Here is a 24,804-nt window from a genome sequence, read left to right as displayed (position 1 = left end):
GGCGCGGCGGCGGGCCGGCGCGGGTCGAACAGCTCGGTAGGGTGCTCGGTGGTGCCGGTCAGCGCCAGGTCGGCGCGGTTTTCCCCGACGACGCGCACAGGTGGTGGGCGGCGGCGCTGCCCGTGCCGCCGAGGCCGATGACGATGACGTCGTAGGACGGTGACACGGCGTCTCCTAGCGGCGGATGCGGGTCATCTTCGGGTCGAACAGCGGCTCGTCGGCGACGGTGGCGGGGAGCCTCTCGCCGAAGTACTCGATGTGTACGCCGGTGCCGGTGGTGAGGTGGGCCGGCAGCCAGGCGTAGGCGACGCAGCGGCCGAGGGTGTAGCCGTAGGCGGCGCTGGTGACGTAGCCGGCGGGGGTGCCGGCGACATGGACGGGTTCCTTGCCGAGGACGACGGCGGCCGGGTCGTCGAGGAGCAGTGCGGTCAATTTCCTTTCGGGCGGCGGAAGTTGTTCGAGGGCGGTGCGGCCGAGGAAGTCGCCGCGGTCCATTCGGACGGCGAAGCCGAGGCCGGCCTCGTAGGGGGTGTGCTCCTCGGTCATGTCGTGGCCCCAGGAGCGGTAGCCCTTCTCCAGGCGCAGGCTGTTGAACGCCGAGCGGCCGGCCGCGATCACGCCGTGCTGCTGCCCGGCCTCCCACAGCGTGTCCCAGAGGCGGAGGCCCAGGTCGGCGGTGGTGTACAGCTCCCAGCCGAGTTCACCGACGTAGCTGAGGCGCAGGGCGGTGACGGGGACGTGGCCGAGGTGGGTCTCCTTGGCGCGGAAGTAGCCGAACGCCTCGTGGGAGAAGTCGTCGCGGGTCAGAGGCTGGACGAGGTCGCGGGCGAGCGGGCCCCATACGCCGATGCAGCAGGTGCCGGAGGTGATGTCGCGGAGGTGCACATCGGAAGGCGCGTGCCGCTTCAACCACGCGAGATCGGCGGGTGAGTTGGCGCCCACCTGGAAGCGGTCCGGGCCGAGCCGGGCCACGGTGAGGTCGGAGCGGATGCCGCCCTTCTCGTCGAGGAGCAGGGTGTACGTCACCGCGCCCGGCCGCTTCGCGAGGTTGTTGGTCGTCATGCGCTGGAGGAAGGCGGGCGCGCCGGGGCCGGTGACCTCCAGGCGGCGCAGCGGGGTCATGTCGTACAGGGCGACCTTCTCGCGGGTGGCCTTCGCTTCGGCGGCGGCGATGGGGGACCAGTGGCGGGCCGCCCAGGGGTCGCGTTCCGGGGTGTCGGTGACGAGGGGGGCGTTGGCTTCGTACCAGTGCGGGCGTTCCCAGCCGCCGCCCTCCAGGAAGTGGGCGCCGAGTTCCTGCTGGCGGGCGTGGAAGGGGCTGACGCGCAGCGGGCGGGGCTGGTCCAGGGGCTGGAGGGGGTGGATGACGTCGTAGACCTCGATGAACTGCCGGGCTCCGCGGTCGTGCACGTACGCGGGGGAACGCTGGGCCTCCTCGAAGCGGTGCAGATCGCATTCGTGCAGGTCGGTCCGGGCGTGGCCGTCGACCATCCATTCGGCGACCGCCTTGGCGACGCCCGCGGAGTGGGTCACCCACACCGCCTCGGCGAGCCAGAAGCCGCGGAGCGCACCGGACTCGCCCAGGACGGGCATGCCGTCGGGGGTGAAGGAGAAGACGCCGTTGAAGCCCTCGTCGATGTCGGTGTCGCGCAGGGCGGGCATCAGTTGGCGGCTGTCCTCCCAGCTCGGCGCCCAGTCCTCTTCGGTGAACGGGAGCGAGGACGGCATGTCCAGGTTCCTGGCGCGTGCCTGGTCGTAGCCGGGGACGGTGAACGGGTCGACGGGCAGGGGTGGATGGGCGTAGCTGCCGATGCCGAGGCGGTCGGTGTGCTCGCGGAAGTACAGGTCGCGGTCCTGGAAGCGGAGGATGGGCTTGGAGGCTTCGGTGCGGGGGTCGTTGGCGCCGGTGAGTTCCGGCAGCGGTTGCGTCTTCGCGTACTGGTGGGCGAGGGGGAGGAGGGGGACGTCGACGCCCGCCATGCGGCCGATGACCGGGCCCCAGAAGCCGGCCGCGGAGACGACGTGGGTGGCCGGGAAGGTGCCGCGGTCGGTGATCACGCCGGTGACGTGGCCGTCGTCCTGTTCGATGCCGGTGACGGTGTGGCGGTCGAGGAAGCGGGCGCCGCGTTTCTCGGCCCGCTCCCTCTGGGCGCGGGCGGCGAGGAGGGCGCGGGCCAGTCCGTCATCGGGTGTGTGGAAGCCGCCGAGGATCATCGATGCGTCGATGAGGGGCCACATCTCCTTGCAGCGGGCGGGGGAGACCAGCTCCCCGCGTACGCCCCAGGAGGCGGCCCAGCCGGCCTTGCGGTGCAGATCGGCCCAGCGTTCCGGGGTGGTCGCCAGTTCCAGGCCGCCGACCGGGTTGAAGCACGGCAGGCCGTCCACTTCGAGGGCGGAGAACTTCTCCACCGTGTACCGGGCGAAGGCCGTCAGGGTCTTGGAGGGGCTGGTCTGGAAGACCAGGCCGGGGGCGTGTGAGGTGGAGCCGCCGGGGGCGGGCAGCGGGCCCTGGTCGAGGACGGTGAGGTCGGTCCAGCCGCGGGCGGTGAGTTCGTCGGCGAGGGAGCAGCCGACGATGCCGGCGCCGATGATGACGACGCGGGCGGGGGTGGAGGGTGCGGGGGTCACAGGACCACCACCGAGCGCAGGACCTCGCCGCGCTGCATCTTCTCGAAGGCGGACTCGACCTCGTCGAGGGTGATCCGTTCGGTGACGAAGGCGTCGAGGTCGAGGCGTCCGCCGAGGTGGCGGTCGATGAGGACGGGGAAGTCGCGGCTGGGCAGGCAGTCGCCGTACCAGGAGGACTTCAGTGCGCCGCCGCGGCCGAAGAGGTCGATGAGGGGCAGCTCGATCGTCATGTCGGGGGCGGGGACGCCGACTTGGACGAGGGTTCCGGCCAGGTCCCGCATGTAGAAGGCCTGTCGGTAGGTTTCGGGGCGGCCGACGGCGTCGATGACGACGTCGGCACCGTGTCCGCCGGTGAGTTCCCGTACCGCCTCGACGGGGTCGGTGCGGCGGGAGTTGACGGTGTGGGTGGCGCCGAAGCGGGTGGCGCCGTCGAGTTTGCGTTCGTCGATGTCGACGGCGATGACCCGGCGGGCGCCGGCGATCGAGGCGCCGGCGATCGCGGCGTTGCCGACGCCGCCGCAGCCGATGACGGCGACGGTGTCACCGCTGCCCACTCCCCCGGTGTGCACGGCGGCGCCGTATCCGGCCATCACACCGCAGCCGATGAGTCCGGCCGCTTCGGGCCGGGCGGCGGGGTCGACCTTGACCGCCTGTCCGGCCGCGACCAGGGTCTTCTCGGCGAAGGCGCCGATGCCGAGCGCCGGGCTGAGCGGTGTGCCTCCCCCAGACTTCGTCCGGGAGGTGCCTCCAGGCAGGGTCATCCGCTGGGTGGCGTTGCGGGAGTCGAAGCAGTACCAGGGGCGGCCGCGGCGGCAGGACCGGCAGCTGCCGCAGGGGGCCCGCCAGGCGAGTACGACGTAGTCCCCGGGGGCAAGATCGGTGACGCCGGGGCCGACGGCCTCGACGATTCCGGCGGCCTCGTGGCCCAGCAGGAAGGGGAATTCGTCGCTGATCGCGCCGTCCCGGTAGTGCAGATCGGTGTGGCAGACTCCGCAGGCCTGTACGGCGATGAGTGCCTCGCCCGGGCCGGGGTCCGGCACCAGGATGGTCCGGAGTTCGACGGGTGCGCCTTGTTTCGCCGCGACGACGGCATGGACTTCGTGTGGCATGCCCTACCCCTCAGTGTTGCGCAGTGCACGACTGGTTGCGCGATGAGAGACATAGTGGGAAGGCCGTCTCGGCACCGTCAAGGGGTGCGGGCCAGCTGTTCGTAAAAGGCTCATGACGCATCCGGACACGGCGGCGGGGCCGGAGCTGTTCGCCCCGGCCCCGCCGCCGTCAGGTGTTTGCCAGATGGTCAACAGGCGTACCCCATACGGCGGGAGAGCTCCTCGGCCGCGGAAACGGTGCCCTGGACGACCTCGGGCAGCCGGTCCTCGTCCAGCCGGTACGCGGGCACCGACACGCTGATCGCCCCGATCACCGAGCCGTCGTGCGCGCGCACCGGTGCCGCGACCGCGCGCAGCCCCAGCTCCAGTTCCTCGACCGCCATCGCGAAACCGCGCTCGACGACCTCCTTGAGCTCGCGGCGCAGTTCCTCGGCGGAGGTGACCGTCCGCTCGGTGAGCCGGGGCAGCTTCCGGCTCAGGACGGCGTCCTGGACCGGCGCCGGCTGGTACGCCAGCAGCGCCTTGCCGCTGGAGGTGGCGTGCAGCGGGGTGCGCCGGCCGAGCCAGTTCTGCGCGGTGACCGAGGCCGGACCGCGGGCCTGCATGATGTTCACCGCGGCATCGCCCTCCAGCACCGCGATGTTGACCGTCTCCCCGAGCTCGTCGGCCAGTTGGCGGCAGACGGCCGCGCCCTCCTGGGAGATGTCCAGCCGGACGGCGGCCGCACCGGCCAGCCGCAGCACCCCGGCCGCGAGGAAGTACTTGCCGCGCTCCTGCTCCTGCCCGACCAGGCCCCGGCTCTCCAGCACGCCGAGCAGCCGGAACGCGGTCGACTTGTGGACGCCCAGTTCGTCGGCGACCTCGGTCACCCCGGCCTCGCCGTGCCGGGCGAGGATCTCCAGAACGGTCACCGCGCGGTCCACCGACTGCACGGCGCTCGCCGGTCCCTTCGACGGCCTGCCGTCCGTCTGCCCCTCCACCATGTCCGTCATGTGTTGGTTCTCACCACCTGGCGACCCGGTTGCGGGTCCGAATTCGAGCAGTCGGCAATTCCGGGGAGCGCTTGACGCGCCCGCTCCCGGTCGGGATTCTGTTGCGCATAGCGCTCCATCGTGCGCAACGCGAAACTCGATGATACCGAAGAGTAACAGGGGGGTCCTGTGATTCCTGTCTGCCACCTCGCCGACCTGCCCGCAGGCGAGTCCGTACGCATCGACACCGCTCCTCCGATCGCCGTCTTCAACGCCGACGGGCAGCTGTACGCCATCGACGACACCTGCACCCACCAGGACGCCTCGCTCGCGGACGGCTGGCTGGAGGGGTGTCTGGTCGAATGCCCGCTGCACGCCGCTTCATTCGATCTCCGCACCGGTGCGCCCACCTGTCTGCCCGCCCGCCGGGCCGTACGGACCCACCCGGTGACCGTCGAGGACGGCATGATCTACGTGCACCACGTCGCCGAGGAGGGCACCGCCGCATGAAGTCGGTCGCTGTCATCGGGGCCTCGCTGGCGGGCCTGTACACCGCCCGGGCACTGCGCGCCGAGGGGTTCGACGGCCGGCTGGTGATCGTCGGGGACGAGCACCACCGCCCCTACGACCGGCCCCCGCTGTCCAAGGACTTCCTCACCGGCACCACCGGCCAGGACCAACTCGCCCTGGCCGACGCCGAGGAGACCGCCGAGCTCGACGCCGAATGGCTGCTCGGCACCCGCGCCACCGGCCTGGACACCGCCGCCGGCGCGGTACTGCTGGACCACGGCCGGCCGCTGGCCACCGACGGCGTGGTCCTCGCCACCGGCGCCACCCCCCGCCGCCTCCCCGGCCCGGCACTCGTCGGCACCCACACCCTGCGCACCCTCGACGACGCCCGGGCGCTGCGCGCCGACCTGACCCGGGGCCCGGTCCGCGTCGTCGTCATCGGCGCCGGATTCATCGGTGCCGAGGTCGCCTCATCCTGTGCCGCCCTCGGCCATGACGTCACCGTGGTCGAGGCCGCCCCGCTGCCGCTCCTGCCCCAGCTCGGCGACGAGATGGCCCGGATCTGCGCCTCACTGCACGCGGACCACGGCGTCACCCTGCTGACCGGCACCGGCGTGGCCGGGCTGCACGGCGCCGGCGCCGGCCCCCGCGTCACCTCGGTCGAACTGTCCGACGGCCGCCGCCTGCCCGCCGACGTGGTCGTCGTCGGCATCGGCGTCCGCCCGCACACCGACTGGCTCGCCTCCTCCGCACTCCCCCTCGACGACGGCGTGGTCTGCGACGCCGGCTGCGTCACCGCGCTGCCCAACGTCGTCGCGGTCGGCGACGTCGCCAGGGTGGCCGGGGTCCGGACCGAGCACTGGACCAGCGCGACCGAACAGGCCGCGGTCGCCGCCCGCAACCTCCTCGCCGGCCGCACGGTCACCACCCACCGGGCCCTGCCCTACTTCTGGTCCGACCAGTACGGCGTCCGCATCCAGTTCGCCGGCCGCCGCGGCCCCACCGACACCCCGCACCTCCTCGAAGGCTCCCCCGACGACCGCAGCTTCCTCGCCACCTACGAACGCGACGGCCGCACCACCGCGGTCCTCGCCCTCAACCGCCCCCGCCCCTTCATGCGGCACCGCCGCGAACTCACCCGCACCACCCAGCCGGCCACGGCCTGACCCCCGCCCCACCCCCTGTGCGCGTCCTCGCCCAGGCCGAACCGCGCCGGGCTCCGGCACGGAACGGCAGCACAGTGTGCGCAACGGAGGGGTGTCCGCCGGCACCGGACTCGAACTCCCTGTCCGCACTGGTGCCTCCGTGGCGCCCGAGGTTAGGTTTCCCCTACCAGCCGTGATCTAGGGAGGAGCACGTTTGTGATCGCGCACCAGGAGGTGTTCATCAAAGGACGCTGGCGACCGGCGGAAGGAACGGATTCCCTCGAAGTCGTCAATCCCGCCGACGAGCAGGTCATCGGGAGCGTTCCGGCCGGTTCCGCAGCCGACGTCGATGCCGCGGTCCACGCGGCCCGTTCGGCACTGCCGAGTTGGGCGGCCACCGCACCCACCCGGCGTGCCGAGTTACTGACCGCGTTGTCCGGCGAACTCGTCGCTCGGCAGGAGCAGATGGCCTCGCTCATCACCGCCGAAGTGGGCACCCCCATCGGCTTCTCCCGCAGGGTGCAGGCCGGTCTTCCCGTCACCGTGACGCGCTTGCACGCCGATCTGGCGGCCGATTTCGCCTTCGAGGAACAGGTGGGCAATTCGCTTGTCGTGCTCGAACCCGTCGGAGTCGTCGGTGCCATCACACCGTGGAACTACCCGCTGCACCAGATCGTCTGCAAGGTCGTGCCGGCACTCGCCGCCGGCTGCACGGTCGTACTGAAGCCTGCGGAACTGACGCCGCTGTCGGCCCAGTTGTTCACCGAGTGTGTGGCGGCCGCCGGCCTGCCCGAGGGGGTTTTCAACCTCGTCACCGGCCGGGGAACGGAAGCCGGGGAGGCGCTGGTACGCCACCCCGGGGTCGACATGATTTCGTTCACGGGATCCACGGCCGTCGGCAGGCACATCGGTTCCGTCGCCGGCGCTGCGGTGAAACCCGTCGCTCTTGAGCTCGGTGGCAAGTCCGCCAATGTCATCCTCCCCGGAGCAGACCTCACGCAGGCTGTCCGCGCCAACGTCGCCGACGTGATGCGCAACGCCGGGCAGTCCTGCAATGCCTTGACGCGCACGCTGGTGAGTGCCGATGACTACGAGGAAGCGCTTCGCCTCGCCGTCAAGGAGATCGCCGCCTATGTGCCCGGGGACCCGGCCGATCCCGATTGCCGCCTGGGCCCGGTGGTGAGCGGTGCCCAGCGGGACCGGGTCCGCGATCACATCCGTACGGGCTTGGCGGAAGGCGCCCGTCTCGTCGTGGGTGGCCCGGAAACCCCCGAAGGCCGCGACAAGGGGTACTACATCCGCCCTACGGTCTTCGCCGACGTCACTCCCACGATGAGCATCGCCCGTCAGGAGATCTTCGGCCCCGTGCTCTCGTTCATGAAGTACGAGGACGAAGCGGAGGCCCTGCACATCGCCAATGACTCCGACTACGGCCTCGCGGGGTCCGTCTGGGCCGCCGATCGGCAACAGGCCATCGCCTTCGCGCGCGCGATGCTGTGCGGCCAAGTGACCGTAAACGGCGGCGGATACAATCCGCTCGCGCCCTTCGGCGGATACCGGCAATCGGGCGTCGGGCGGGAACTCGGCAAGCACGGCCTCATGGAATTCCTGCAGCCGAAGTCGCTCCAGCTCTGAACGGTTGCCCCCGGGGAACGCCTGCCGTTCACGCCGGACGAAGTGCCTCGGCCGACTGTGCGGCAGGCGGTCCCGGGGGATCGCCGCTCGTAGGGAATCAGACCGACCGCCCGACGTGGGCGGGGAACGAACCCACCAGTGGTGAGGTGTACGCGCGGGCCACTTCCAGCAGGAATGCGGTCTCCTCCGCGAGATCGTCACCACCGATGGCGGTGAGGCCGACCGGCTGCGCCTCGGGAGGATGCCCGGCCAGTCGAGCGCGGCACGCTTCCTTGAGCAGACAGGCCACGATTGCCGCCTTTGCCCTGCGGGGAGGGAGTTCCGCCGCTGTTCCGATGTGCAGGCGCGCGCGCTCTGCCGACGGCGGCCGGTGACGCATGTGGACGGCATCGTCCACGGGCGCTCGGTGTTCCACCACTCCGTGAACTACCGCTCGGCGGTCGTGCCGGGAAGGGCCCGGACGATTCCGGGTGAGGACGCCAAGCGGCACGGGATGCAGGTGCTCGCCGAGCACGTGGCCCCCGGCTCATGGGACTACGCCCGACGCCCCGACGCCAGGGAACTGGCTGCCGTCGCCGTGACGGCACTCGATCTCACCGAGTCAGCGGTGAAGGTCCGCACCGGGCCGCCGCGCGACCGGGACGACGAGGTCACCCCGGACATGTGGGCGGGCGTGCTTCCGGTTGCCTCGCCCACGGGTCAGTCGCGGGGCCGGAACCGGCTCCAGCGTTTCGCGGCCGCAACGAAGTGGGCCGTGTGCGGGTGGGAGTCCAGGCTCCGCCAGGCGATGAGGACGCTGACGGGGGCGGCGTCCTTCAAGGGCAGGTAGATCACGCCGGGATGCGGATGGAGGGTCACGGTGGAAGAGGTGGAAGCGCCGATACCGCGTCCGGCGGCGATGGCCTCCAGCCATTCGTCGACGTTGTTCACCTCAACTATGGGACGTCCGGGGGAGGTTGTCGCCCGCAGGCCGGGCGTTCCGCTGCCGGAAATGATGTTGACGACGAGGGGGTCGTTCCTGGTCTGGGCCAGTGTGACCGTTCCGTTCCCGGCAAGAGGGTGACCGAGGGGCAGGGCCACCACGCGGTGTTCGTCGCGAAAGGGGAAGAAGTCGAGGTCGCCTTCGGGCGCGGAGCGCAGGATGGCGAGGTGAGAGCGGCCGTCGGTGAGGCCGGCCGGGACTCGCCGCGTGCCTGGCTGGCTGCGGCCGGCGCCACGGTTGCCGTCTGCGTCGCCTATGGGCTGGCCTACAGTTACGGTCAGTTTTTTCTCCGCTCTCCGCTTCCTTCGGAACGGGAAGCGGCGCGGGATCGGCCATTTTCTCGATCACCTCTCTTCTGTTCTTCAGCCTCGGAGCGGTCTCCGGCCCGCTGGCGGACCGTTACGGGCCCCGGGTGGTGCTGGCGGGTGGCGGAGGGCTTCTGGCGCTCGGGCTGTTCCTCACCGCCCACGCGACGGCCTTGTGGCAGGCGTACCTGGCCTACGGGCTGGGCACCGGGCTCGGTGTCGGTTGCGTCTACGTGCCCGTCATGACCGCCGTCGGAAGGTGGTTCGACCGCCAACGCGCGCTCGCCACCGGCATCGTGGTCAGTGGGGTCGGCGTGGGGACGGTGGTCAGCTCTCCGTTGTCCGCCTGGATGGTCGACACGTTCGGCCAGCGCCGCTCGTACGAGTACTACGCCGCGGGAGGAGTGGTGCTGCTCCTGTTGTGCGCGGCCCTCGTCCCCCGCCCTCCTCGGCACGAGCCGGTGGCGACCGCCGCTCCGGGGACCGGCCGGGCTCGACGAGGCTTCGGCACCCTCTACCTCTCGGCGCTCCTCATCAACATCGTCATCTACGTACCTTTCGTGCAACTTCCCCAGTACGCCCGTCACCACGGTGTACCCGGCGTCGCCGCCGCGGGTCTCGTCTCCGTCATCGGGGTCAGCAGCATCGTCGGACGCTTGGCGCTGGGCGCGGTGGCCCGGAGGATCGGCACGCTCAACCTGTTCAAGGGGTGCCATGTGGTGATCGCCGTCAGCCCGCTGCTGTGGCTGGCCTCGGAGGGATTCGGTGGCCTCCTGGCGTTCGCCGTCGTGCTGGGCGTCAGTTACGGAGGCTATATCGCGCTCATCCCCGTCGTGCTGGGCGACCAGTACGGGCTCGCCCGCCTGACAAAGATCCTGGGCGTTCTCTACACCACGGTGGGAACCGGCTCCGCCGTGGGGCCGGCCGCAGCCGGGGCGTTGATCCAGGAATCCGGAAGCTATGGGCCCGCTTTGCTCACGCTGGCAGTCCTCGGCCTGTCGGGCGCGGCCACGGTGATGACCTATCGGGGGCGGGAGAGTTCATGACACGGGCGACGGCACTCGCGGACGAGGTCTGTGCAGCCCTCGCGAGCTCGGGGTTCCGGCTCGCCCCCTCGCTGGACGGGTGCGACGGGGAGACGGGCGTGTACGTCGAGCGGGACTGGGTGGGCGAGGGGGCGCTGGTGTTGTGGAACGGGCCGGGGCCGGACGCAGGGCTGCCCGCTCCGCCGCGTTCCAGCGGTGATGAGCTGGGCCGGATCGTGTACCGGGCTCTCGCCGAGGTCCTGGTGGCCCGTGGCTTCGAGGTCCGCCACCACCCCGGAACCGCGCTGCACCCGCCCCAGCTCACGGTCGTGGGACGCCGCCGCTAGGCCGGGCGGGGCAGCGACGGCAGCGCGGGGCCGCCTCCGGGGGCTCGGTGCGGTCAGGCCGACTTGAGCTGGCGGGTGGCCGCGTCGACGGTTTGGGTGAGGAGGGTGGCGATGGTCATGGGGCCGACGCCGCCGGGGACCGGGGTGATCAGGGAGGCACGGGTGGCGGCGGAGTCGAAGTCGACGTCGCCGATGTTGCCGGGGTTGTAGCCGGCGTCGACCACGACCGCGCCGGGCTTGAGGTGTTCGGCGGTGAGGAGGCGGGGCCGGCCGACCGCGGCGATCAGGACGTCGGCCTGGCGGGTGAGGGCGGCGAGGTCGGTGGTGCGGGAGTGGCAGTAGGTCACCGTGGCGTTGCGGCCGAGCAGCAGCATCCCGACCGGCTTGCCGAGGATCGCGCTGCGGCCGACCACGACGGCGTGCTTGCCGGCCAGCTCGACGCCGTAGTGGTCGAGCAGCCGGAGGATCCCGCCGGGCGTGCAGGAGGCGAAGCCGTCGGCGCCGAAGCTCATGGTGGCGAAGGAGTGGTAGGTGACGCCGTCGACGTCCTTCTCGGGGGCGATCGCCTCGAAGGCGGCGCGCTCGTCGATGTGCGGCCCGACCGGGTGCTGGAGGAGGATGCCGTGCACCTCGGGGTCCTGGGAGAGCGCGGTGAGGGTGTCGACCAGTTCGCCGGTCGTGGTGGTGGCGGGCAGCGCGACGTGCCGGGAGCGGATGCCGGCCTTCTCGCAGCGGTTGCGCTTCATCCGGACGTACGTCACCGAGGCGGGGTCCTCCCCCACCAGGACGGTCGCCAGACACGGGGCCTGGCCCGTCTGCTCGGTGAGGGCGGCGGCGCGCTCGGCGGCCTGTTCGACGATCCGGCGGGCCAGCGCGGTGCCGTCCATGAGGCGGGCGGTCGAGGGCATCGGGTACTCCTGAGCGTCGTCGTGGATCGCCCAGGCGCGCGGCAGTGGCCATGGTGGCCGGGCCGCTCCCCGGTGGTACTCCACCCAAGCGCCAGTCACGGCCCGTCGTCCACTGTAGAGGACGGCTCACCCGTAGGGGTCAAGGAGCCGCACGGGCGGGAGCGCGGGCCGGTCAGGTGGCTCCGTGACCGGGTGCGGACAGGGGTGGGGTGGTGGGGGTGGTGGCCTCCCACTGGCTGAGGATGCCGTCCCAGTCGTGCTGGGCGGCGGTGATGGCGTTGGCGTCCCAGGTGGGGGCGGCGGAGGGTGGCGGCGGGGACTCGTACGCCGGGTACCCCTGGTGGTCCTGGTATCCGGAGTGGTGCTCGTGCCCGTGGTGAACCTGCTGACCGTGCTGGGTGGTGTGGAGGGTCTGCCCGGTCCGGGTGTCGTGGGGGTGCTGGTGTGCCTGGTGGCTCTGGTGGCCCGTGGTGCCGTGGTGGGTCTGGTGGGTGGGGTACTGGTGGTAGCCGGCCGAGGTGGACGAGGCGGTGTACTGGGAGTGCTGGGGGTAGGTCGCGGCGTAGGACTGGTACTGCTGGTGCGGCTGCTGTTTCCAGGTGTCGTGTTCGTGCTGCTCCCAGGCGGGCCGGTCGGTGCGTTCGCGCCAGGCGGCCGGGCCGGTATCGGCCGGCGGGGAGGGCTGGAGGGTGGCCATTCTTCGGTGCCGGCCGGTGCGGTCCGGCGCCGGGGACGGGGTGGGGCGGGTCTCCGTGGACAGTTGCTGGGCGCGGGCGACCAAGAGCCGTACGTCCAGGCCGAGTTCGGTGGCGAGTGCGGTGAGGTCGACGCCGGTGTGCCAGCTGGTCATCAGGACCGCGTCGAGGGCCGGCGCCCAGGCGGGGTCGTGGGTGACCGGGGTCGCGCCGGACTGGCCGGCCGTGGTGCCGGGGGCGGTCCCGGCGGGGGCGGGCCGGTCGGTGGTGGGCCGGTCCGGGGCGGGCTGCGCCGGGGCGGGGCGGGGGGCGGTCGGCGCGGCGGCCGGCTGGGCGGGGGACGGCTCGCGTACCGTGGTCTGCTCCCGCGTCGGGGACGTCTCGCGCGCGGGGGGCGCTTCGGCGAGCAGGCTCTTGGCGACCGCGCGGGCGTCGTCCTTGCCCACCGTGCGGCGGGCCAGCCGCACTTCGCGCTCGTCCAGGCCGAGCAGGTCCGCCACCACCGCGTCGCTGCCGACGGTCACGGCGAAGGCGGCCAGGGTCCGGGACCGGCGGGCCTCGGCCTCGTCGAGGAGTCCCTGCGTCCGGCGGACCTCGTCATCGCTGCTGCAAAACGCCTGTGCGAGTACCGCGTGGCGCTCCCACAACTCCCTCGGTTCCATGACAGCGTCAACGTTCTTTCGTCCGGATTGGACCGCTTCCCGGCAATAGATCACTGCATGAGGTGATATTCGAGGGAGTTGACCCCCCGCCTCCGGGACTCATGTGCGGGCAGCCGGAAAAATACGCAGTGACCCCAGGGCGGAAAAATCGTTTCTACGGCCATGAGCGCCCCCACCTCCGGCACCGTCGCAGGTCACGGTCACACGTTCCTCCCCCGTCCCGCGGCCACGCCGAGCTGGATCACCGCGGAAATCGCCCGGCAGACCCCGGTCTACGCCGCGCTGGTACGTCTCTGGACGGAGCGCGCGGCCACGGTGCCCGGCGTCGCCGATCCGGAGTGGCAGCGGCTGGTCTCCTACCGAGCGCTGATGGAGGAGACCGAGACCGCACTCACCGCGCTGCGGCCGCACCGTGCGCCGGACGTGTTGCCGCCCCGGCGGCCGGTGCCGGCAGCCCGGCCCGCGCACCAGGACGCCTGACCCCTCGGCGGGCGGGACGCCGGGCGGACGGACCGCCCGGGCGATCCGCCGTGTTGACGCCGGACGCGGCGCGGCCGCCAGGCCCCACCGCAGGGTGTGGCCGCCGTCCGGGGAGAGCGTCGAGCCGGTCGTGCACCGGTTGGTGAAGAGGAACAGCACCGCGTGTGCCGTCTCGCCCTCGGTGCCGAGCCGGTGCCGAGCCGGTGCCGCAGGGTGTCCCTGCGGTACTGCAGAAGCATGATCAGGAAGCCGCACGCCGCCCGCCTCCGGAACATTCCGCTCCGCCGGCGCCATGAAGGACGACGCGCAGCTGACGGACATCGACCGGCTGGCGCAGCGCTATCTGGGCAAGCCGTATCCGCAGCGGGACCGGCGCCGGGTCAGCGCCTGGATCGAGGTCGAGCGGTGGCACGGCTGGGGCAGCCTGAAGGACAGCGGCCAGGCCGGATGAGGGGCGGCCGGTGCGGCCGGGCCGGTGGGCCCGGCCGTCAGCCGGTGCGCTGCTGCTGGAGGTTGCCGGCGACGGTGGCGACGTCGTTGCCGATGGCCAGGACGCCGTCGATGTCCGGTGCCGAGGCGCCGTTCACCCCGACGAAGAACACGTCGAACCGGCCCTTGCCGCGGTCCAGATAGCCGGCGATGGTCTCGGCCCCCACGGCGATCCGGTCGTTGAGGGCGTCGGCGCCGGCCACGGTCCCGGTCTTGGCGAAGACCTTGCCGCGCGCGGGGCAGTGCCGGCAGTCGTCCGCGAGGGAGCCGTCCACGCCCAGGACGGGCAGCGCCTCGCGGAAGCGCCGGGCCTCGGGCGTGTGCTGCCAGTACGTCAGCATCTGCGCCAGGGCGCGCGGGGTGGTCCGGTCGGCCGGATTGCCGCCGCGGCCGTCGGCGAGCTGGACGGCCCGGCGGTCGACCCCTGCCTGGCCGAGGAACGCGCCGAGCACGGGGAACCCGTCCTGGCAGTCGGTGCTCCCCTTGTGGACGGCCATCAGGCAGAGGCCCAGGTTCGCACCGAGGTTGTGGCTGACCTTGAGGATGAGCTCGGCGTACTCGGCGTAGGGCGGGGAGGTGTAGCGGGCCACCGTGGTGGCGCCCCGGTAGGAACGGGGCAACCGTGCGGCGGGGTTGGGGCCGACGGCCGGTGCGGTGACCTGGACGCCGGCCCGTGCCAGCGCCTCGATCAGGGCGGTGCGGCCGAAGGCGTTGGGGTCCTTGACGGGCGCGATGCGCAGGACGGGGGCGGAGCCGGCGGCGATGGTGCCGGTCAGCCGGATGCGGGTGCCGTCCGGGGAGGTCGTGACGGTGATGTCGGCGGGCCGGCCGGGCGCGACGGTGCGGACGGCGGAGGTGACCCGGTAGGGCGCGACCTTGGGGCGCACCTCCAGGCCGGCGGGGGCGCCCGGACCGCTGCCGGGAGTGGTCAGCAGGTCGATGACGTTGTCGTTGACGATCAGCGGGGTGGGCACCGGGTCGAGTGCGGGGTCGGGGCGGAACAGCCGCGGGTCGATGACGACGTCGCCGACGACCCGCCGGATCCCCGCCGCCCGTACCTGGCGGGCGAGTTGGTCGAGACCGGCCAGCGGGTTCTGCGGGGTGAGGGTGGCTCCGGGGATGTCGTTGGCGTAGGTGTGGTCGACGGTGGTGTAGGCGACGGTGCCGTTCTTGCGGGTCCGGCCGCCGAGGGTCAGATCGCCCTGGGCCACCAGGGCGAGGTCGCCTCTGAGGGTGCCGTTGCGGCGCGGTCCGAGGGCGTACACGGGGGTGACGAAGCGGTGGCCGGCGCCGAGGGTGTGCCAGGTGCCGCTGACGCTGAAGAGTTTCGCGGTGGAGCCGGGCAGGAAGAACTGGTCGGCGTAGCGGGACCGGATCACCTTGCCGGTGCGCGGATTCTGCTGGAACAGGCCCCACTGGGCGTGCCGGTACGCCGGTTTGCGCAGGACGGCGGCGGTGCGCGGGTCGAGGCCGCCCCGGTCGGCGGGCAGGCCGGTGGCGGTGCCGGTGGGCGTGCCCGGGGGCGTCGGCGGTGCCTCCCGGACGAGACCGGTGAGGACGATGCCGGCGGACAGCAGGAGGGCCGTGGCGACGAGGGTGCGCCGGCGGTTCCTGCTGCGGATGGCGGATGGTGACATGCAGACTCCGTGGACAGGGGCGCGGACCGCCACCGGTGCGGCATGCGGGAGGCCCGGGAGGTGTTCCCGGGCCTCCTGCGCGTGACTGCCTGACGGGGATCAGAGGAGCCCGAGCAGGCCCAGGCCCAGCAGGCCGCCCCGGCCCAGGCCGTAGCCGTCGCGGCCGTAGCCGTCGCGGCCGTAGCCCTCGCGGCCGTAGCCGTCGTACCCGTCGTGGCGGCCGTTGCCGTAGTCGTAGCCGTCGCGGCGGCCGTCGCGGCCGAAGCCGTCGTAGCCGTCGTGGCCGCCGTGCCCGAGGCGGCCCTTGGCCTTGCCCTTGCCCTTGTGGCCGGCGTGGTGGCGGTTGTGGTGCCGGTTGCCGTGGTGGCCCTCGTCGCAGCGCTGCGCGGAGCACATCGGCTTCTGGGTGCTGCTGGGGGGTGCGGTCGCGGCGGTGGCGGCGCCGGCCGTCGGTACCACGAGGGCAGCCGCGGTCAGGCCGGCCACTGCGAGGCCGCGAGGGATCGAACGGAGCATGTTTCCACCTTCACTCGACTCTGCAGAAAATGAATATTCTCTGCATACGCGACAATAAGGAGGCTTTTGCCCCTTGATCTGCGACGCGCCGAGGAAATCACCAGAACGCAGTACGAAATAGGACAAACCGCACGACACCCTCCGGGTGCGTTTCCGGGCGCGCGCTCCGCCGCCCACCCCACCGCGCGCTCACCCCCGCGCCCCCATCCGTCAATCCGTCACCTCGTCCGCCGACAGGTCCTCCAGCAGATGCCGCAGCGCCCCGACGACGAGCGCGCAGACCGTGTCGGGGTCGGCGCTCGCCAGCGGCTCCTTGCCGACCACCACCCGCATCAGGCCGATGCCCAGCAGCCAGGACAGCGCCAGATCGCCGCGCAGCCCGCCGTCCTCGGACGCCGAGAGGGTGGCGAGCACCTCGGCGTACTCCTCTCCCAGCCCGCGCAGCGCGTCCGCGATCTCGTCGCTGCCACCGATGGAGCGCAGACACACCTCCAGGGAACGGTCGGCGCCCGGGCCGCCACCGCCGGCCAGCATGCCGCGCAGCGCGACCTCGAACAGCCGGTCCGCGGGCGTGGTCCGCAGCTGCTCCTGCCCGCCGCGCGCCATCACCTCGCCGAACAGCGCCTTCTTGGTGCCGAAGTAACGGAACAGCAGGGCCTGATTGGCGCCCGCGCGGGCCGCGATGTCCCGTACCGTCGCCCGCTCGTACCCCCGCTCCGCGAACAGTTCCGCCGCGGCGTCCAGCAGGCGCCGCCGGGTGCCCTGGGCGTCCCGCCGGTAGGTGCCCACCGTGCCGTACTGGGAGGTCTCCCCCATCGTCGTGTCACGCTCCTCTCCGTCGGCCCGTCACGATGACGGCGCCGATGCGTCGTTGACCGCCCCGCAGGAGCGGCATACCTTGTGTAAGCAGGTGCTTACACAAGGGAGGTCACCTTGACCACAGCCGACACAGCACCCCTCTCCTACCCCTTCAATGAAGCCGAGAGCCTCGACCTCGCGGACGCGTACGAGCAGGCCCGCAACCGCCCGGGGCTGCTGAAGGTGCAGCTGGCCTACGGCGAGCCGGCCTGGCTCGTCACCCGTTACGCGGAGGCCCGGTTCGTCCTCGGCGATCAGCGTTTCAGCCGCGCGGAGAGCGCCCGGCACGACGAGCCCCGGCAGTCCGAGGGCCGCCGGGACAGCGGCATCCTGGGCATGGACCCGCCGGACCACACCCGGCTGCGGACCCTGGTCGCCAAGGCTTTCACGGTCCGCCAGGTCGAAAAACTCCGGCCGCAGGTCAAGAAGTTGACCCAGGATCTGCTCGACGAGCTGGAGGCTGCCGGGCCGCCGGCCGACCTCGTGGACCGCTATGCGCTGCCCATCCCCGTCGCGGTGATCTGCCGGCTGCTCGGCGTACCGGAACAGGACCGGCCGAAGTTCCGGGTCTGGAGCGACGCCGCGCTGTCGACCAGTTCACTGACGGCGGAGGAGTTCGACACCAACCTGGAGGAACTCCGCTCCTACATGGGGCAGTTGATCGAGGAGCACCGGCGCGCCCCGCAGGACGACCTGATGACCGCGCTGATCGACGCCCGGGACACCGGCGACCGGCTCTCGGAGCTGGAGCTCGTCGACCTGTGCGTCGGGATCCTGGTCGCCGGGCACGAGACCACCGCCACCCAGATCCCCAACTTCGTGCTGGCGCTGCTGGACCACCCGGACCAGCTCGCCCTGCTGCGCGAGCGCCCGGAGCTGATCGGCGGCGCCGTCGAGGAGTTACTCCGGTTCGTCCCGCTCGGCAGCGGCGCCGGCCAGGCCCGCTACGCCACGGAGGACATCGAGGTCGGCGGCACGCTGGTGCGGGCCGGCACACCCGTACTGGTCGCGGTCGGCGCCGCCAACCGCGATGCACTGCGGTTCGACGCGCCCGGCACGCTGAACATCACCCGGACCGGCAACCAGCACCTCGGCTTCGGACACGGCGTCCACCACTGTCTGGGTGCCCCGCTGGCCCGGTTGGAGCTCCAGGAAGCGATCGGCGGCCTGATCACCCGCTTCCCGAAGCTCCATGTGGCCGGCGATGTGGAGTGGAAGACCCAGATGCTGGTGCGCGGTCCCCGGGTCCTTCCGGTGGGGTGGTGAGTGCGCCGATGACGTGGGAGATCGAGATCGATCCGCAGCTGTGCATGGCGTCGGGCTCGTGCGCCGCCATCGCACCGGACCTCTTCGCCCTCGACGGCGTGCACGCCCGGCCACGGCACGACCGGATCGAGGCCGACGAACGCGCCCTGGACGCGGCCGACGTCTGCCCCGCCCTGGCGATCACCGTACGGGCCGCCGGGAAGGTCCTCGGACCGCGCCCCTGAGACCGCGGCCGCCGGACGACGCCGGGGGTGCCCGGCGTGGAGGCCCCGGTGGGGCGCGTCCGGGGGGACGCGCCCGGTGGGGCGTGACGGATGGCAGGTGGGGCGTGGCCGGTGGTCACGCCCCACCGGACGTATGCCGGCGCGAGGCGGACGATCCCACGGAGGGTGCGTTCTTGCGGCGCACCACCGTCACCTGACGGCAGGTCAGGTGGAAGCCGGTGTGCCGGCCGGCTCGAACCGGGCTATCTGCCCCGCCTCCAGGGCCACATAGAGCGCACCGTCGGGTCCGAACGCCAGGCCGTGCGGCTCCGCGTCGCGGTCCGGCAGGTCGTATTCCTCGATGCGGCCGTCCGGCGTGACGTGGCCGATGCGGCCGGCGGCCCATTCGGTGAACCAACACCCGCCGGTGGGGCCGGCGGTGATGGCATGGGGGCGGGCCGCGCGGTCCGGGAGGGGGTACTCGTCGATCCGGCCGTCCGTCGTGATGCGGCCGATCTGCCCCGCGCCGATCTCGACGAACCAGAGCGCGCCGTCCGTACCGCAGGTGATGCCGACCGGTCCGGCGGCCTCGGTCGGCAGCGGGTGGAGGGTGGTCGCACCGTCGAGGCCGATCCGGCCGATGGCGTTGGCCTGGTGGAGCGTGAACCACAGCGCCTGGTCCGGCCCGGCCGTGAGGACCGACGGGAACGCCCCGCTCACCGGCAGCGGGAACTCGGTCACCCGGCCGTCGTCCGGAGTGAGGCGGCCTATGCGGTTGCCGTTCATCTGCGTGAACCACAGTGCGCCGTCGGAGGCGGCCGCGATGCCGAACGGACCGCTGTCCGGAGTGGGTACGGCGAACGACGTGGCCTCTCCGGTGACCGTGATCCGCCCGATCCGGTGGTCCCGGGCGCGGGTGAACCACAAGGCGCCGTCGGGTCCGGGCGTGATGAGCGACGGCCCGCAGGACGGCGCGTCGAGGTCGTACCGGTCGAGCCGGCCGTCGGGCGCCAGCCGTCCGATCCGGCCCGCGTGGACCATCGTGAACCACAGCGCACCGTCGGGTCCGGCGGCGATCGCATAGGGGCCGGCGGCGGGATCGGAGACGGAGATCCGAGTGAGGGAGGTGGAGGGGGTGTGGGGGCTGGAGCTGTGGGGCACGGGTCTCCTGTCGTTCCTTACCGCTACTTCAGTTGCGTTAACGCGTGGACGTCAGGATGCCATGAAGTGGCCCGGCCGGGCAAGGAATTCCACGAAGAGGGTCCGGCAGCGTTTCTGACCCACCGTCACAACGGTGACCCAGGCACTCCGCGCCGGAGGCGGGGTGCGACGATGGGCCCGTCATGGTTGCGGGGCAGGTACTCAGGGGGCTTCGGGCCGCGGTGTTCGCCGTGGTCTGCGTGCTGCTCGCCGCACTGGGCCACTCGGTGATGTCCGGTACGGCGGTGCCCTTGTGGATGCTGCTCACCGCGGGCGCGGCCACCACGGCCGGCGCCTGGTGCGCCGCGGGCCGGGAACGCGGACCGCTGCTCGTCGGCCTGCTGACCGTCGGCGCCCAGACCGCCCTGCACAGCGCCTTCTCCCTCGGCCAGGCGATGGCCGGATCCGGCGGCGGGCAGGTGCCGCTGCTGCGGCAGTGGGCGGCCGGCTGGATGTGCGGCGGCGAGGGGCTGCCGGTCTCCGGTGGCGATGCCGCGGAGATGATGCGGCTGATGCACCGCCAGATGGCCGCGATGCCCGGGATGTCCGGCGGAACGCACGACATGGCCGGCATGACGGGCCCGGCAGGGATGCCGGGCATGGCGGAAACGGCGCATCCGGGCGGCGCCGCGCACGGCGGTGCGGCCGGCATGCTGGCGGCCCACCTCCTCGTCGCCCTGCTCAGCGCATGGTGGTTGTGGGGCGGGGAGCGGGCCGCCTTCCGTCTCGTCCGGAGCGTGTCGGCCCGGGTGTTCGCGCCGCTGGCGCTGGTGCTGCGGATCGTGCTGCCCGACGCGCCGCCTGCCGTACGCGCCGCGCGTCAGGAGCCGCGGCGCGCGGTGCACGAGCTCCTGCTGGCCCACGCGATGTCGTTGCGGGGTCCGCCGCATGAGCCGGCTGTCTGCTGACAGCACGGTCGAACTCCCGAGCCGGGGACGGGCGCCGGGCGCCCCTGTCCCCGCTCCGACGTCACCGGTCACCGCCGTTGCGGGGACCGGGTCATGCGAAGGACTCCAGATGATGAAGCGTGTCCGGATGCCGGTGGCGACGCCGCCCGTGTCCGTGGCCGGCGTGCGGGGCACCCAGGCGGCCTCAGCCCGCGGCCGTACTCCCGGTGTTGCCCTCCTGCTGGGCGCGGGCGGCTCCGCCCGGCCCCTCCTCGTGGGCGCGGGCGGTTCCGCCCGGCCATACGGAGCGCGACCGCAGCGCGGCGAGCAGCGACCCGACAGCCTCCGGATCGTCCCCGCTCCCCGCGCTCGCGTGCGCGTGCGCGTGCGCGACCCGCGCCGACAGTGCCCGGGCCTGCCTCTCCCAGCGCCGGCAGTCGGCGCAGCCGGCGAGGTGGCCGTCGAGCTGGTGGGGCGTCAGGCCGGGTGGCAGCTCCTCCCCGTCGAGACGGGCGGAGAGGGCCGTACGGAGGGGCGCGCAGTGCATACCGCCATCCTCTCCGAAGCGCGGGCCGAGGGCGAGGGGCGGTCGCGGAATGCGGGATGACGAGGCGGTGACCGGCTGGGCGCTGGCCGCCCGGACCGGTGACGAGCAGGCCGTCGAGCAGTTCGTCCGGGCCACCCAGCTCGACGTGCGGCGCTATGTGACGCATCTCAGCGGTGATCCGCAGGCCACCGACGACCTGGTGCAGGACACCTATGTGCGGGCGCTGCGCAGCCTGCCGCGGTTCGAGGGCCGGTCGTCGGCCCGCACCTGGCTGCTGACCATCGCCCGGCGGGTGGTGGCGGACCGGTTCCGGTCGCACGCGGTGCGGCCGCGGCTGGCCGCGACCGACGACTGGCAGACGGCGGCGGAACGGGCGCAGCCGCGCGGGGTGCCCGGCTTCGACGAGGGCATCGCGCTGACCGGGCTGCTGGCGGCGCTGGCGCCCGAGCGGCGGGAGGCGTTCCTGCTCACCCAGGTGCTGGGGCTGCCGTATGCGGCGGCCGCCGGCGTGATGGGCTGCCCGGTCGGGACCGTACGGTCCCGGGTGGCGCGGGCCCGGGAGACGCTGGTGGCGCTGCTGGCGGAGGCGGAGCGGCCGGAGCCGGCCGACCGCCCGGACGCGTTCGCGGGCGCGGTGGCCTGACGACCGGCCGCGCCCGCCACGCGAGGGGCTCAGGGACGGGCACGGCCGGTCCCTGGGCCCCCGTTCGTGAGGGCTTCCCCGGGGCGTACCGCGAGGGCCCGTACGGTCCGTGGGGGGCTGTCGCGGAAGTGCAGGGTGAGGGTGAGCCGGTCGCCGGGCGCGAGCCGCGGCGGCGGGCTGATCATGATGTCCAGGGTGGTCGGCGTCATCCGCAGGGCGCCGCCGGCCGGGACGGCAGCGCTGTGGACCATGGCCATGCTGCGGGCGTTGTGCCCGGTGTCGACGGAGCGGCCGAGCATCGCCCGGTGCCCGCCGGGCCCGGTGACGCCGGTCAGGACGTCGTCCGCGCCGCCGGTGTTGCGGACGGTGAGGAACGCGGCGGTGGCCTCGGGTCCGGACGGGACCAGTACCCGGCCGTCGGTGACCTCCATCCGGGCCGGGGTGCCGGCCCGGCCCGCCGCCGTCCAGGCGGTCAGGGCACCGAGGGTCGCCAGACAGGTGAGCAGCGGTACGGCGACGGTGGCCGCGGGCAGCCGTGTCATGCGGTCTCCCGGTGTGCGGTGGTGGTGCGGCGTCCGGTGCTTCCGCGGCCCGGCCGGGCCGGTCCGCCACCGGGCTGCCAGGCGCGCAGCCGGAGGCTGTTGCCGACGACGAGCAGGGAGCTGGCGGACATCGCGGCGGCCGCGAGCATCGGGTTGAGCAGGCCGACGGCGGCGAGCGGCACGGTGACCAGGTTGTAGCCGAAGGCCCAGCCGAGGTTGGTCCGGATGGTGCCCAGGGTGCGCCGGGCCAGGCGTACCGCGTCGGCGACGGCCTGCAGGTCCTCGCGGACGAGGGTGACGTCCGCGGCACCGATCGCGGCGTCGGTGCCGCTGCCCATGGCGATGCCGAGGTCGGCCAGTGCCAGGGCGGCCGCGTCGTTGACGCCGTCGCCGACCACCGCGACCCGGGCGCCCTGCTGCTGGAGGGTGGTGACGAGGGCGGCCTTGTCCTCGGGGCGTACCTCGGCGTGGAGTTCGGTGATGGCGAGGTGGCCGGCGACCGCGCGGGCGGTGGCGGCGCGGTCGCCGGTGGCCAGGACCGGGCGCAGGCCCAGCCGGCGCAGGTGGTCGACGGCGCGGTAGCCGTCCGGGCGCAGCGCGTCGCCGATCGCGAGGACGGCCTCGGGGGTGCCGTCGACGGTGACCAGGACGGCGGTGTGGCCGGCGGCTTCGGCGTCGTGCACGGCGTCCGGGAGCGGGGCCGGCAGGGCGGCGGGGTCGCCGGGCCCGGTGACCTCGACCCGGTGCCCGTCCGTGGTGCCCCGTACGCCGTGGCCGGGCTCGGCGGTGAAGTCGCTGACGGCGGGCAGTGGTTGGTCCGGGTCGTGGTCGCGGGCGCAGGCGGTGACGGCGCGGGCCAGCGGGTGTTCCGAGCCCTGTTCGACGCCGGCCGCCAGCCGCAGCGCGGTGTCCGGGCCGAGGCCGTCGGTGCGGGCGGTGACGGCGGTGACGGTCATCCGGCCGGTGGTGAGGGTGCCGGTCTTGTCCAGGACGACGGTGTCGATCCGGCGCAGCCGCTCCAGTGCCTGCGGGCCGCGGACCAGGATGCCGAGTTGGGCGCCGCGGCCGGTGGCGGCCATCAGGGCGGTCGGGGTGGCCAGGCCCAGCGCGCACGGGCAGGCCACGACGAGGACGGCGACCGCGGCGGTGACCGCGGCCTGCGGGTCGGCGCCGGCGCCGAGCCAGAAGCCCAGGACGCTGACCGAGACGGTCAGCACCGCGGGGACGAAGACCGCGGCCACCGCGTCGGCCAGCCGCTGGATCCGGGTCTTGCCGGTCTGGGCGTCCTCGACGAGCCGGGTGATCCGGGCGAGCTGGGTGTCGGCACCGACCGTGTCGGCCCGTACCTCCAGCAGGCCGCCGGAGTTGACCGCGCCACCGATCGCCGGCGAGCCCGGGCCGACCTCGACCGGGCGGCTCTCCCCGGTGACCAGGGACAGGTCCAGGGCGGAACTGCCCGTGACGACGGTGCCGTCGGTGGCGACCCGCTCCCCGGGCCGGACCAGGAAGTGGTCCCCGGCCCGCAGCCGTTCCACCGGGATGCGCCGCTCCTGTCCCGCCACCCGGACGGCAACGTCCTTGGCGGCGAGTTCGGCCAGCGCCCGCAGCGCGGCGCCGGTGCCGCGCCGGGCCCGGGCCTCCATGTGCCGCCCGGCCAGCACGAACAGCGGTACGCCGACGGCCGCTTCGAGGTAGAGGTGCGCACTGCCGTCCCCCGCGGTGGGCAGCAGGCTGAAGGGCATCGTCATACCGGGCGCGCCCGCCCCGCCGAGGAACAGCGCCCACGCCGACCAGCCGAAGGACGCGGTGACGCCGAGCGAGACCAGGGTGTCCATGGTGGCGGCGCCGTGCCGCAGTCCGCGCAGGGCACGGGCATGGAAGGGGGCGGCGCTCCACACGGCGACCGGTGCGGCGAGCACGAAGCACAGCCACTGCCAGTGGCGGAACTGCCAGCCGGGCACCATCGACAGGACCAGGACGGGGAGCGAGAGCAGCGCGGTGACCAGCAGCCGGTGGCGGGCGCTCGGGGCGTCGCCGTCGGGCGCCCCCGACTCTCCCTTGCCGGAATGAGGTTGCGGAACCTCCGGTTCGGGGAGCCGGGCGGTGAAACCGGCCGCCTCGACGGTGGTGACGAGCTCCTCGACGGACACCTCGTCCGGGTGCTGCACGGTGGCCCGGCCGGTCGCCAGGTTGACCGAGGCCGCGACGCCGTCCAGTCGGCCGAGTTTCCGCTCGACCCGGCCCACGCAGGCGGCGCAGGTCATCCCGCCGATGGTGAGGGTGGTCGTACGGGCGGTCATCGCGGCGCCCCCACGACGAGCGGGCGGGGCGCGGGGGCGCCCATGCCGTGCATGCCGCCCATGTCCCCGCCGTCGGCGGGAGCGTGGTCGCCACCACCGGTGCCACCGGCGGGGTGCAGCCCCGGGGCGACCGGGCCGGCGAGCGTTCCGGCCGCGTAGGACAGCGCGAAGAGGACGGCCAGCAGGGCGATGAATCCGAGCACCGACCGAGCAAGCAGCGGACGGGCGGCGGTCGTGCGGTGCGGGGGCCGACTGCGGTCGGCCGGAGAACGGGACATCGCGTCATCGTGGCAGGTGGACGCGGGCTGGAGCGG

Annotated in this window: 25 protein-coding genes, 2 pseudogenes and 1 riboswitch; of the genes and pseudogenes, 12 read left to right on the top strand and 15 right to left on the bottom strand. The window is 73.2% G+C overall.

The genetic code is table 11. The annotated features are described in order from the left end of the window. Window positions 1-174: 174 nt before the first annotated feature. The 3 genes from AB0G35_RS05755 to AB0G35_RS05745 form a co-directional block, all read right to left on the bottom strand. On the bottom strand, window positions 175-2,628 hold the full coding sequence (locus AB0G35_RS05755) for an FAD-dependent oxidoreductase (RefSeq protein WP_360944214.1): 2,454 nt from the start codon (window positions 2,626-2,628) through the stop codon (window positions 175-177). Beyond that, a complete protein-coding gene (locus tag AB0G35_RS05750) occupies window positions 2,625-3,737 on the bottom strand; it encodes an S-(hydroxymethyl)mycothiol dehydrogenase (protein WP_360944211.1) in 1,113 nt (370 codons plus the stop codon). The genes AB0G35_RS05755 and AB0G35_RS05750 overlap by 4 nt, the downstream gene beginning before the upstream one ends. Window positions 3,738-3,925: 188 nt before the next feature. After that, on the bottom strand, window positions 3,926-4,729 hold the full coding sequence (locus AB0G35_RS05745; protein ID WP_360944208.1) for an IclR family transcriptional regulator: 804 nt from the start codon (window positions 4,727-4,729) through the stop codon (window positions 3,926-3,928). Window positions 4,730-4,897: 168 nt separating this feature from the next. On the opposite strand from AB0G35_RS05745, the gene AB0G35_RS05740 reads away from it, so the two are divergent. The 3 genes from AB0G35_RS05740 to AB0G35_RS05730 all read left to right on the top strand — a co-directional run bounded on the left by AB0G35_RS05740 (window position 4,898) and on the right by AB0G35_RS05730 (window position 7,998). Beyond that, window positions 4,898-5,218: a bifunctional 3-phenylpropionate/cinnamic acid dioxygenase ferredoxin subunit gene (locus tag AB0G35_RS05740; protein WP_030411057.1), complete on the top strand. Its 321-nt coding sequence runs from the start codon at window positions 4,898-4,900 to the stop codon at window positions 5,216-5,218. Beyond that, window positions 5,215-6,384: an FAD-dependent oxidoreductase gene (locus AB0G35_RS05735; RefSeq protein WP_360944205.1), complete on the top strand. Its 1,170-nt coding sequence runs from the start codon at window positions 5,215-5,217 to the stop codon at window positions 6,382-6,384. The genes AB0G35_RS05740 and AB0G35_RS05735 overlap by 4 nt, the downstream gene beginning before the upstream one ends. A gap of 195 nt (window positions 6,385-6,579) precedes the next feature. After that, window positions 6,580-7,998: an aldehyde dehydrogenase family protein gene (locus tag AB0G35_RS05730; RefSeq protein ID WP_360944202.1), complete on the top strand. Its 1,419-nt coding sequence runs from the start codon at window positions 6,580-6,582 to the stop codon at window positions 7,996-7,998. A gap of 97 nt (window positions 7,999-8,095) precedes the next feature. Here the strand turns inward: AB0G35_RS05730 and AB0G35_RS05725 are convergent, their stop codons facing one another. After that, window positions 8,096-8,395, bottom strand: coding sequence for a DUF6545 domain-containing protein (locus AB0G35_RS05725; RefSeq protein ID WP_360944199.1), 300 nt, complete (start codon window positions 8,393-8,395; stop codon window positions 8,096-8,098). Here AB0G35_RS05725 and AB0G35_RS05720 point away from each other — a divergent pair. Next, a pseudogene (locus tag AB0G35_RS05720) lies at window positions 8,336-8,551 on the top strand (pyridoxamine 5'-phosphate oxidase family protein); the annotation flags it as partial. The gene AB0G35_RS05725 and the pseudogene AB0G35_RS05720 overlap by 60 nt on opposite strands. A gap of 146 nt (window positions 8,552-8,697) precedes the next feature. Here AB0G35_RS05720 and AB0G35_RS05715 read toward each other — a convergent pair. Next, a complete protein-coding gene (locus tag AB0G35_RS05715; protein WP_360944613.1) occupies window positions 8,698-9,237 on the bottom strand; it encodes a LysR substrate-binding domain-containing protein in 540 nt (179 codons plus the stop codon). Here AB0G35_RS05715 and AB0G35_RS05710 point away from each other — a divergent pair. Both AB0G35_RS05710 and AB0G35_RS05705 read left to right on the top strand, forming a co-directional pair. After that, window positions 9,192-10,331 carry an MFS transporter gene (locus AB0G35_RS05710; RefSeq protein ID WP_360944610.1) on the top strand — a complete coding sequence of 380 codons (1,140 nt, stop codon included), beginning with the start codon at window positions 9,192-9,194 and terminating at the stop codon, window positions 10,329-10,331. The two genes, AB0G35_RS05715 and AB0G35_RS05710, sit on opposite strands and share 46 nt — an antisense overlap. Next, window positions 10,328-10,657: a hypothetical protein gene (locus tag AB0G35_RS05705; RefSeq protein WP_360944197.1), complete on the top strand. Its 330-nt coding sequence runs from the start codon at window positions 10,328-10,330 to the stop codon at window positions 10,655-10,657. The genes AB0G35_RS05710 and AB0G35_RS05705 overlap by 4 nt, the downstream gene beginning before the upstream one ends. A 53-nt stretch (window positions 10,658-10,710) precedes the next feature. On the opposite strand, the gene AB0G35_RS05700 is transcribed toward AB0G35_RS05705, so the two are convergent. Both AB0G35_RS05700 and AB0G35_RS05695 read right to left on the bottom strand, forming a co-directional pair. Continuing rightward, window positions 10,711-11,565, bottom strand: a complete 855-nt coding sequence (locus AB0G35_RS05700; RefSeq protein ID WP_360944194.1) for a tetrahydrofolate dehydrogenase/cyclohydrolase catalytic domain-containing protein — start codon at window positions 11,563-11,565, stop codon at window positions 10,711-10,713. Window positions 11,566-11,586: 21 nt separating this feature from the next. After that, window positions 11,587-11,674, bottom strand: a riboswitch (ZMP/ZTP riboswitch). 63 nt (window positions 11,675-11,737) lie between these two features. After that, window positions 11,738-12,922, bottom strand: a complete 1,185-nt coding sequence (locus AB0G35_RS05695; protein ID WP_360944191.1) for a hypothetical protein — start codon at window positions 12,920-12,922, stop codon at window positions 11,738-11,740. A gap of 162 nt (window positions 12,923-13,084) precedes the next feature. Between AB0G35_RS05695 and AB0G35_RS05690 the strand changes: the two genes are divergently transcribed. Continuing rightward, window positions 13,085-13,402, top strand: coding sequence for a hypothetical protein (locus tag AB0G35_RS05690; RefSeq protein ID WP_360944188.1), 318 nt, complete (start codon window positions 13,085-13,087; stop codon window positions 13,400-13,402). Between the two features lie 292 nt (window positions 13,403-13,694). Next, window positions 13,695-13,853, top strand: a pseudogene (locus tag AB0G35_RS05685) (PPOX class F420-dependent oxidoreductase); the annotation flags it as partial. Window positions 13,854-13,890: 37 nt separating this feature from the next. On the opposite strand, the gene dacB reads toward AB0G35_RS05685, so the two are convergent. The 3 genes from dacB to AB0G35_RS05670 form a co-directional block, all read right to left on the bottom strand. Continuing rightward, window positions 13,891-15,528, bottom strand: a complete 1,638-nt coding sequence (gene dacB / locus AB0G35_RS05680) for a D-alanyl-D-alanine carboxypeptidase/D-alanyl-D-alanine-endopeptidase (RefSeq protein WP_360944185.1) — start codon at window positions 15,526-15,528, stop codon at window positions 13,891-13,893. Between the two features lie 99 nt (window positions 15,529-15,627). Continuing rightward, on the bottom strand, window positions 15,628-16,044 hold the full coding sequence (locus AB0G35_RS05675) for a hypothetical protein (RefSeq protein WP_360944182.1): 417 nt from the start codon (window positions 16,042-16,044) through the stop codon (window positions 15,628-15,630). Window positions 16,045-16,254: 210 nt separating this feature from the next. Beyond that, the gene (locus AB0G35_RS05670; RefSeq protein ID WP_360944179.1) at window positions 16,255-16,860 is read right to left on the bottom strand and encodes a TetR family transcriptional regulator; all 606 of its coding nucleotides are present in this window, start codon (window positions 16,858-16,860) and stop codon (window positions 16,255-16,257) included. A 117-nt stretch (window positions 16,861-16,977) separates the two neighbouring features. Between AB0G35_RS05670 and AB0G35_RS05665 the strand changes: the two genes are divergently transcribed. Continuing rightward, window positions 16,978-18,168, top strand: a complete 1,191-nt coding sequence (locus AB0G35_RS05665) for a cytochrome P450 (RefSeq protein WP_360944176.1) — start codon at window positions 16,978-16,980, stop codon at window positions 18,166-18,168. Window positions 18,169-18,176: 8 nt separating this feature from the next. After that, complete coding sequence (locus AB0G35_RS05660) at window positions 18,177-18,392, top strand: ferredoxin (RefSeq protein WP_360944174.1); 216 nt, start codon at window positions 18,177-18,179, stop codon at window positions 18,390-18,392. Window positions 18,393-18,596: 204 nt separating this feature from the next. Here AB0G35_RS05660 and AB0G35_RS05655 read toward each other — a convergent pair whose 3' ends face one another. Continuing rightward, window positions 18,597-19,532, bottom strand: a complete 936-nt coding sequence (locus AB0G35_RS05655; RefSeq protein WP_360944172.1) for a virginiamycin B lyase — start codon at window positions 19,530-19,532, stop codon at window positions 18,597-18,599. A gap of 182 nt (window positions 19,533-19,714) precedes the next feature. Here AB0G35_RS05655 and AB0G35_RS05650 point away from each other — a divergent pair, with 182 nt between their 5' ends. Continuing rightward, window positions 19,715-20,479, top strand: coding sequence for a PE-PGRS family protein (locus AB0G35_RS05650; RefSeq protein ID WP_360944169.1), 765 nt, complete (start codon window positions 19,715-19,717; stop codon window positions 20,477-20,479). Between the two features lie 184 nt (window positions 20,480-20,663). On the opposite strand, the gene AB0G35_RS05645 is transcribed toward AB0G35_RS05650, so the two are convergent. Next, the gene (locus tag AB0G35_RS05645; RefSeq protein ID WP_360944166.1) at window positions 20,664-21,005 is read right to left on the bottom strand and encodes a zf-HC2 domain-containing protein; all 342 of its coding nucleotides are present in this window, start codon (window positions 21,003-21,005) and stop codon (window positions 20,664-20,666) included. 49 nt (window positions 21,006-21,054) lie between these two features. Here AB0G35_RS05645 and AB0G35_RS05640 point away from each other — a divergent pair, with 49 nt between their 5' ends. Next, on the top strand, window positions 21,055-21,648 hold the full coding sequence (locus AB0G35_RS05640; RefSeq protein ID WP_360944163.1) for a sigma-70 family RNA polymerase sigma factor: 594 nt from the start codon (window positions 21,055-21,057) through the stop codon (window positions 21,646-21,648). A gap of 29 nt (window positions 21,649-21,677) precedes the next feature. Here the strand turns inward: AB0G35_RS05640 and AB0G35_RS05635 are convergent, their stop codons facing one another. From AB0G35_RS05635 to AB0G35_RS05625, 3 genes are read right to left on the bottom strand one after another with little or no spacing between them, the layout of a single operon-like run. Continuing rightward, complete coding sequence (locus AB0G35_RS05635) at window positions 21,678-22,190, bottom strand: copper chaperone PCu(A)C (protein ID WP_360944160.1); 513 nt, start codon at window positions 22,188-22,190, stop codon at window positions 21,678-21,680. Next, window positions 22,187-24,490, bottom strand: a complete 2,304-nt coding sequence (locus AB0G35_RS05630) for a heavy metal translocating P-type ATPase (RefSeq protein ID WP_360944157.1) — start codon at window positions 24,488-24,490, stop codon at window positions 22,187-22,189. Before AB0G35_RS05630 ends, AB0G35_RS05635 begins: the two co-directional genes overlap by 4 nt. Next, window positions 24,487-24,768: a hypothetical protein gene (locus tag AB0G35_RS05625; protein ID WP_360944154.1), complete on the bottom strand. Its 282-nt coding sequence runs from the start codon at window positions 24,766-24,768 to the stop codon at window positions 24,487-24,489. Before AB0G35_RS05625 ends, AB0G35_RS05630 begins: the two co-directional genes overlap by 4 nt. Window positions 24,769-24,804: the final 36 nt, after the last annotated feature.

Origin of the sequence: Streptomyces sp. NPDC021749 (genome assembly GCF_040640655.1) — a bacterium.
Taxonomy (GTDB): Bacteria; Actinomycetota; Actinomycetes; order Streptomycetales; family Streptomycetaceae; genus Streptomyces.
This window is presented reverse-complemented; position numbering and strand designations above follow the sequence as displayed.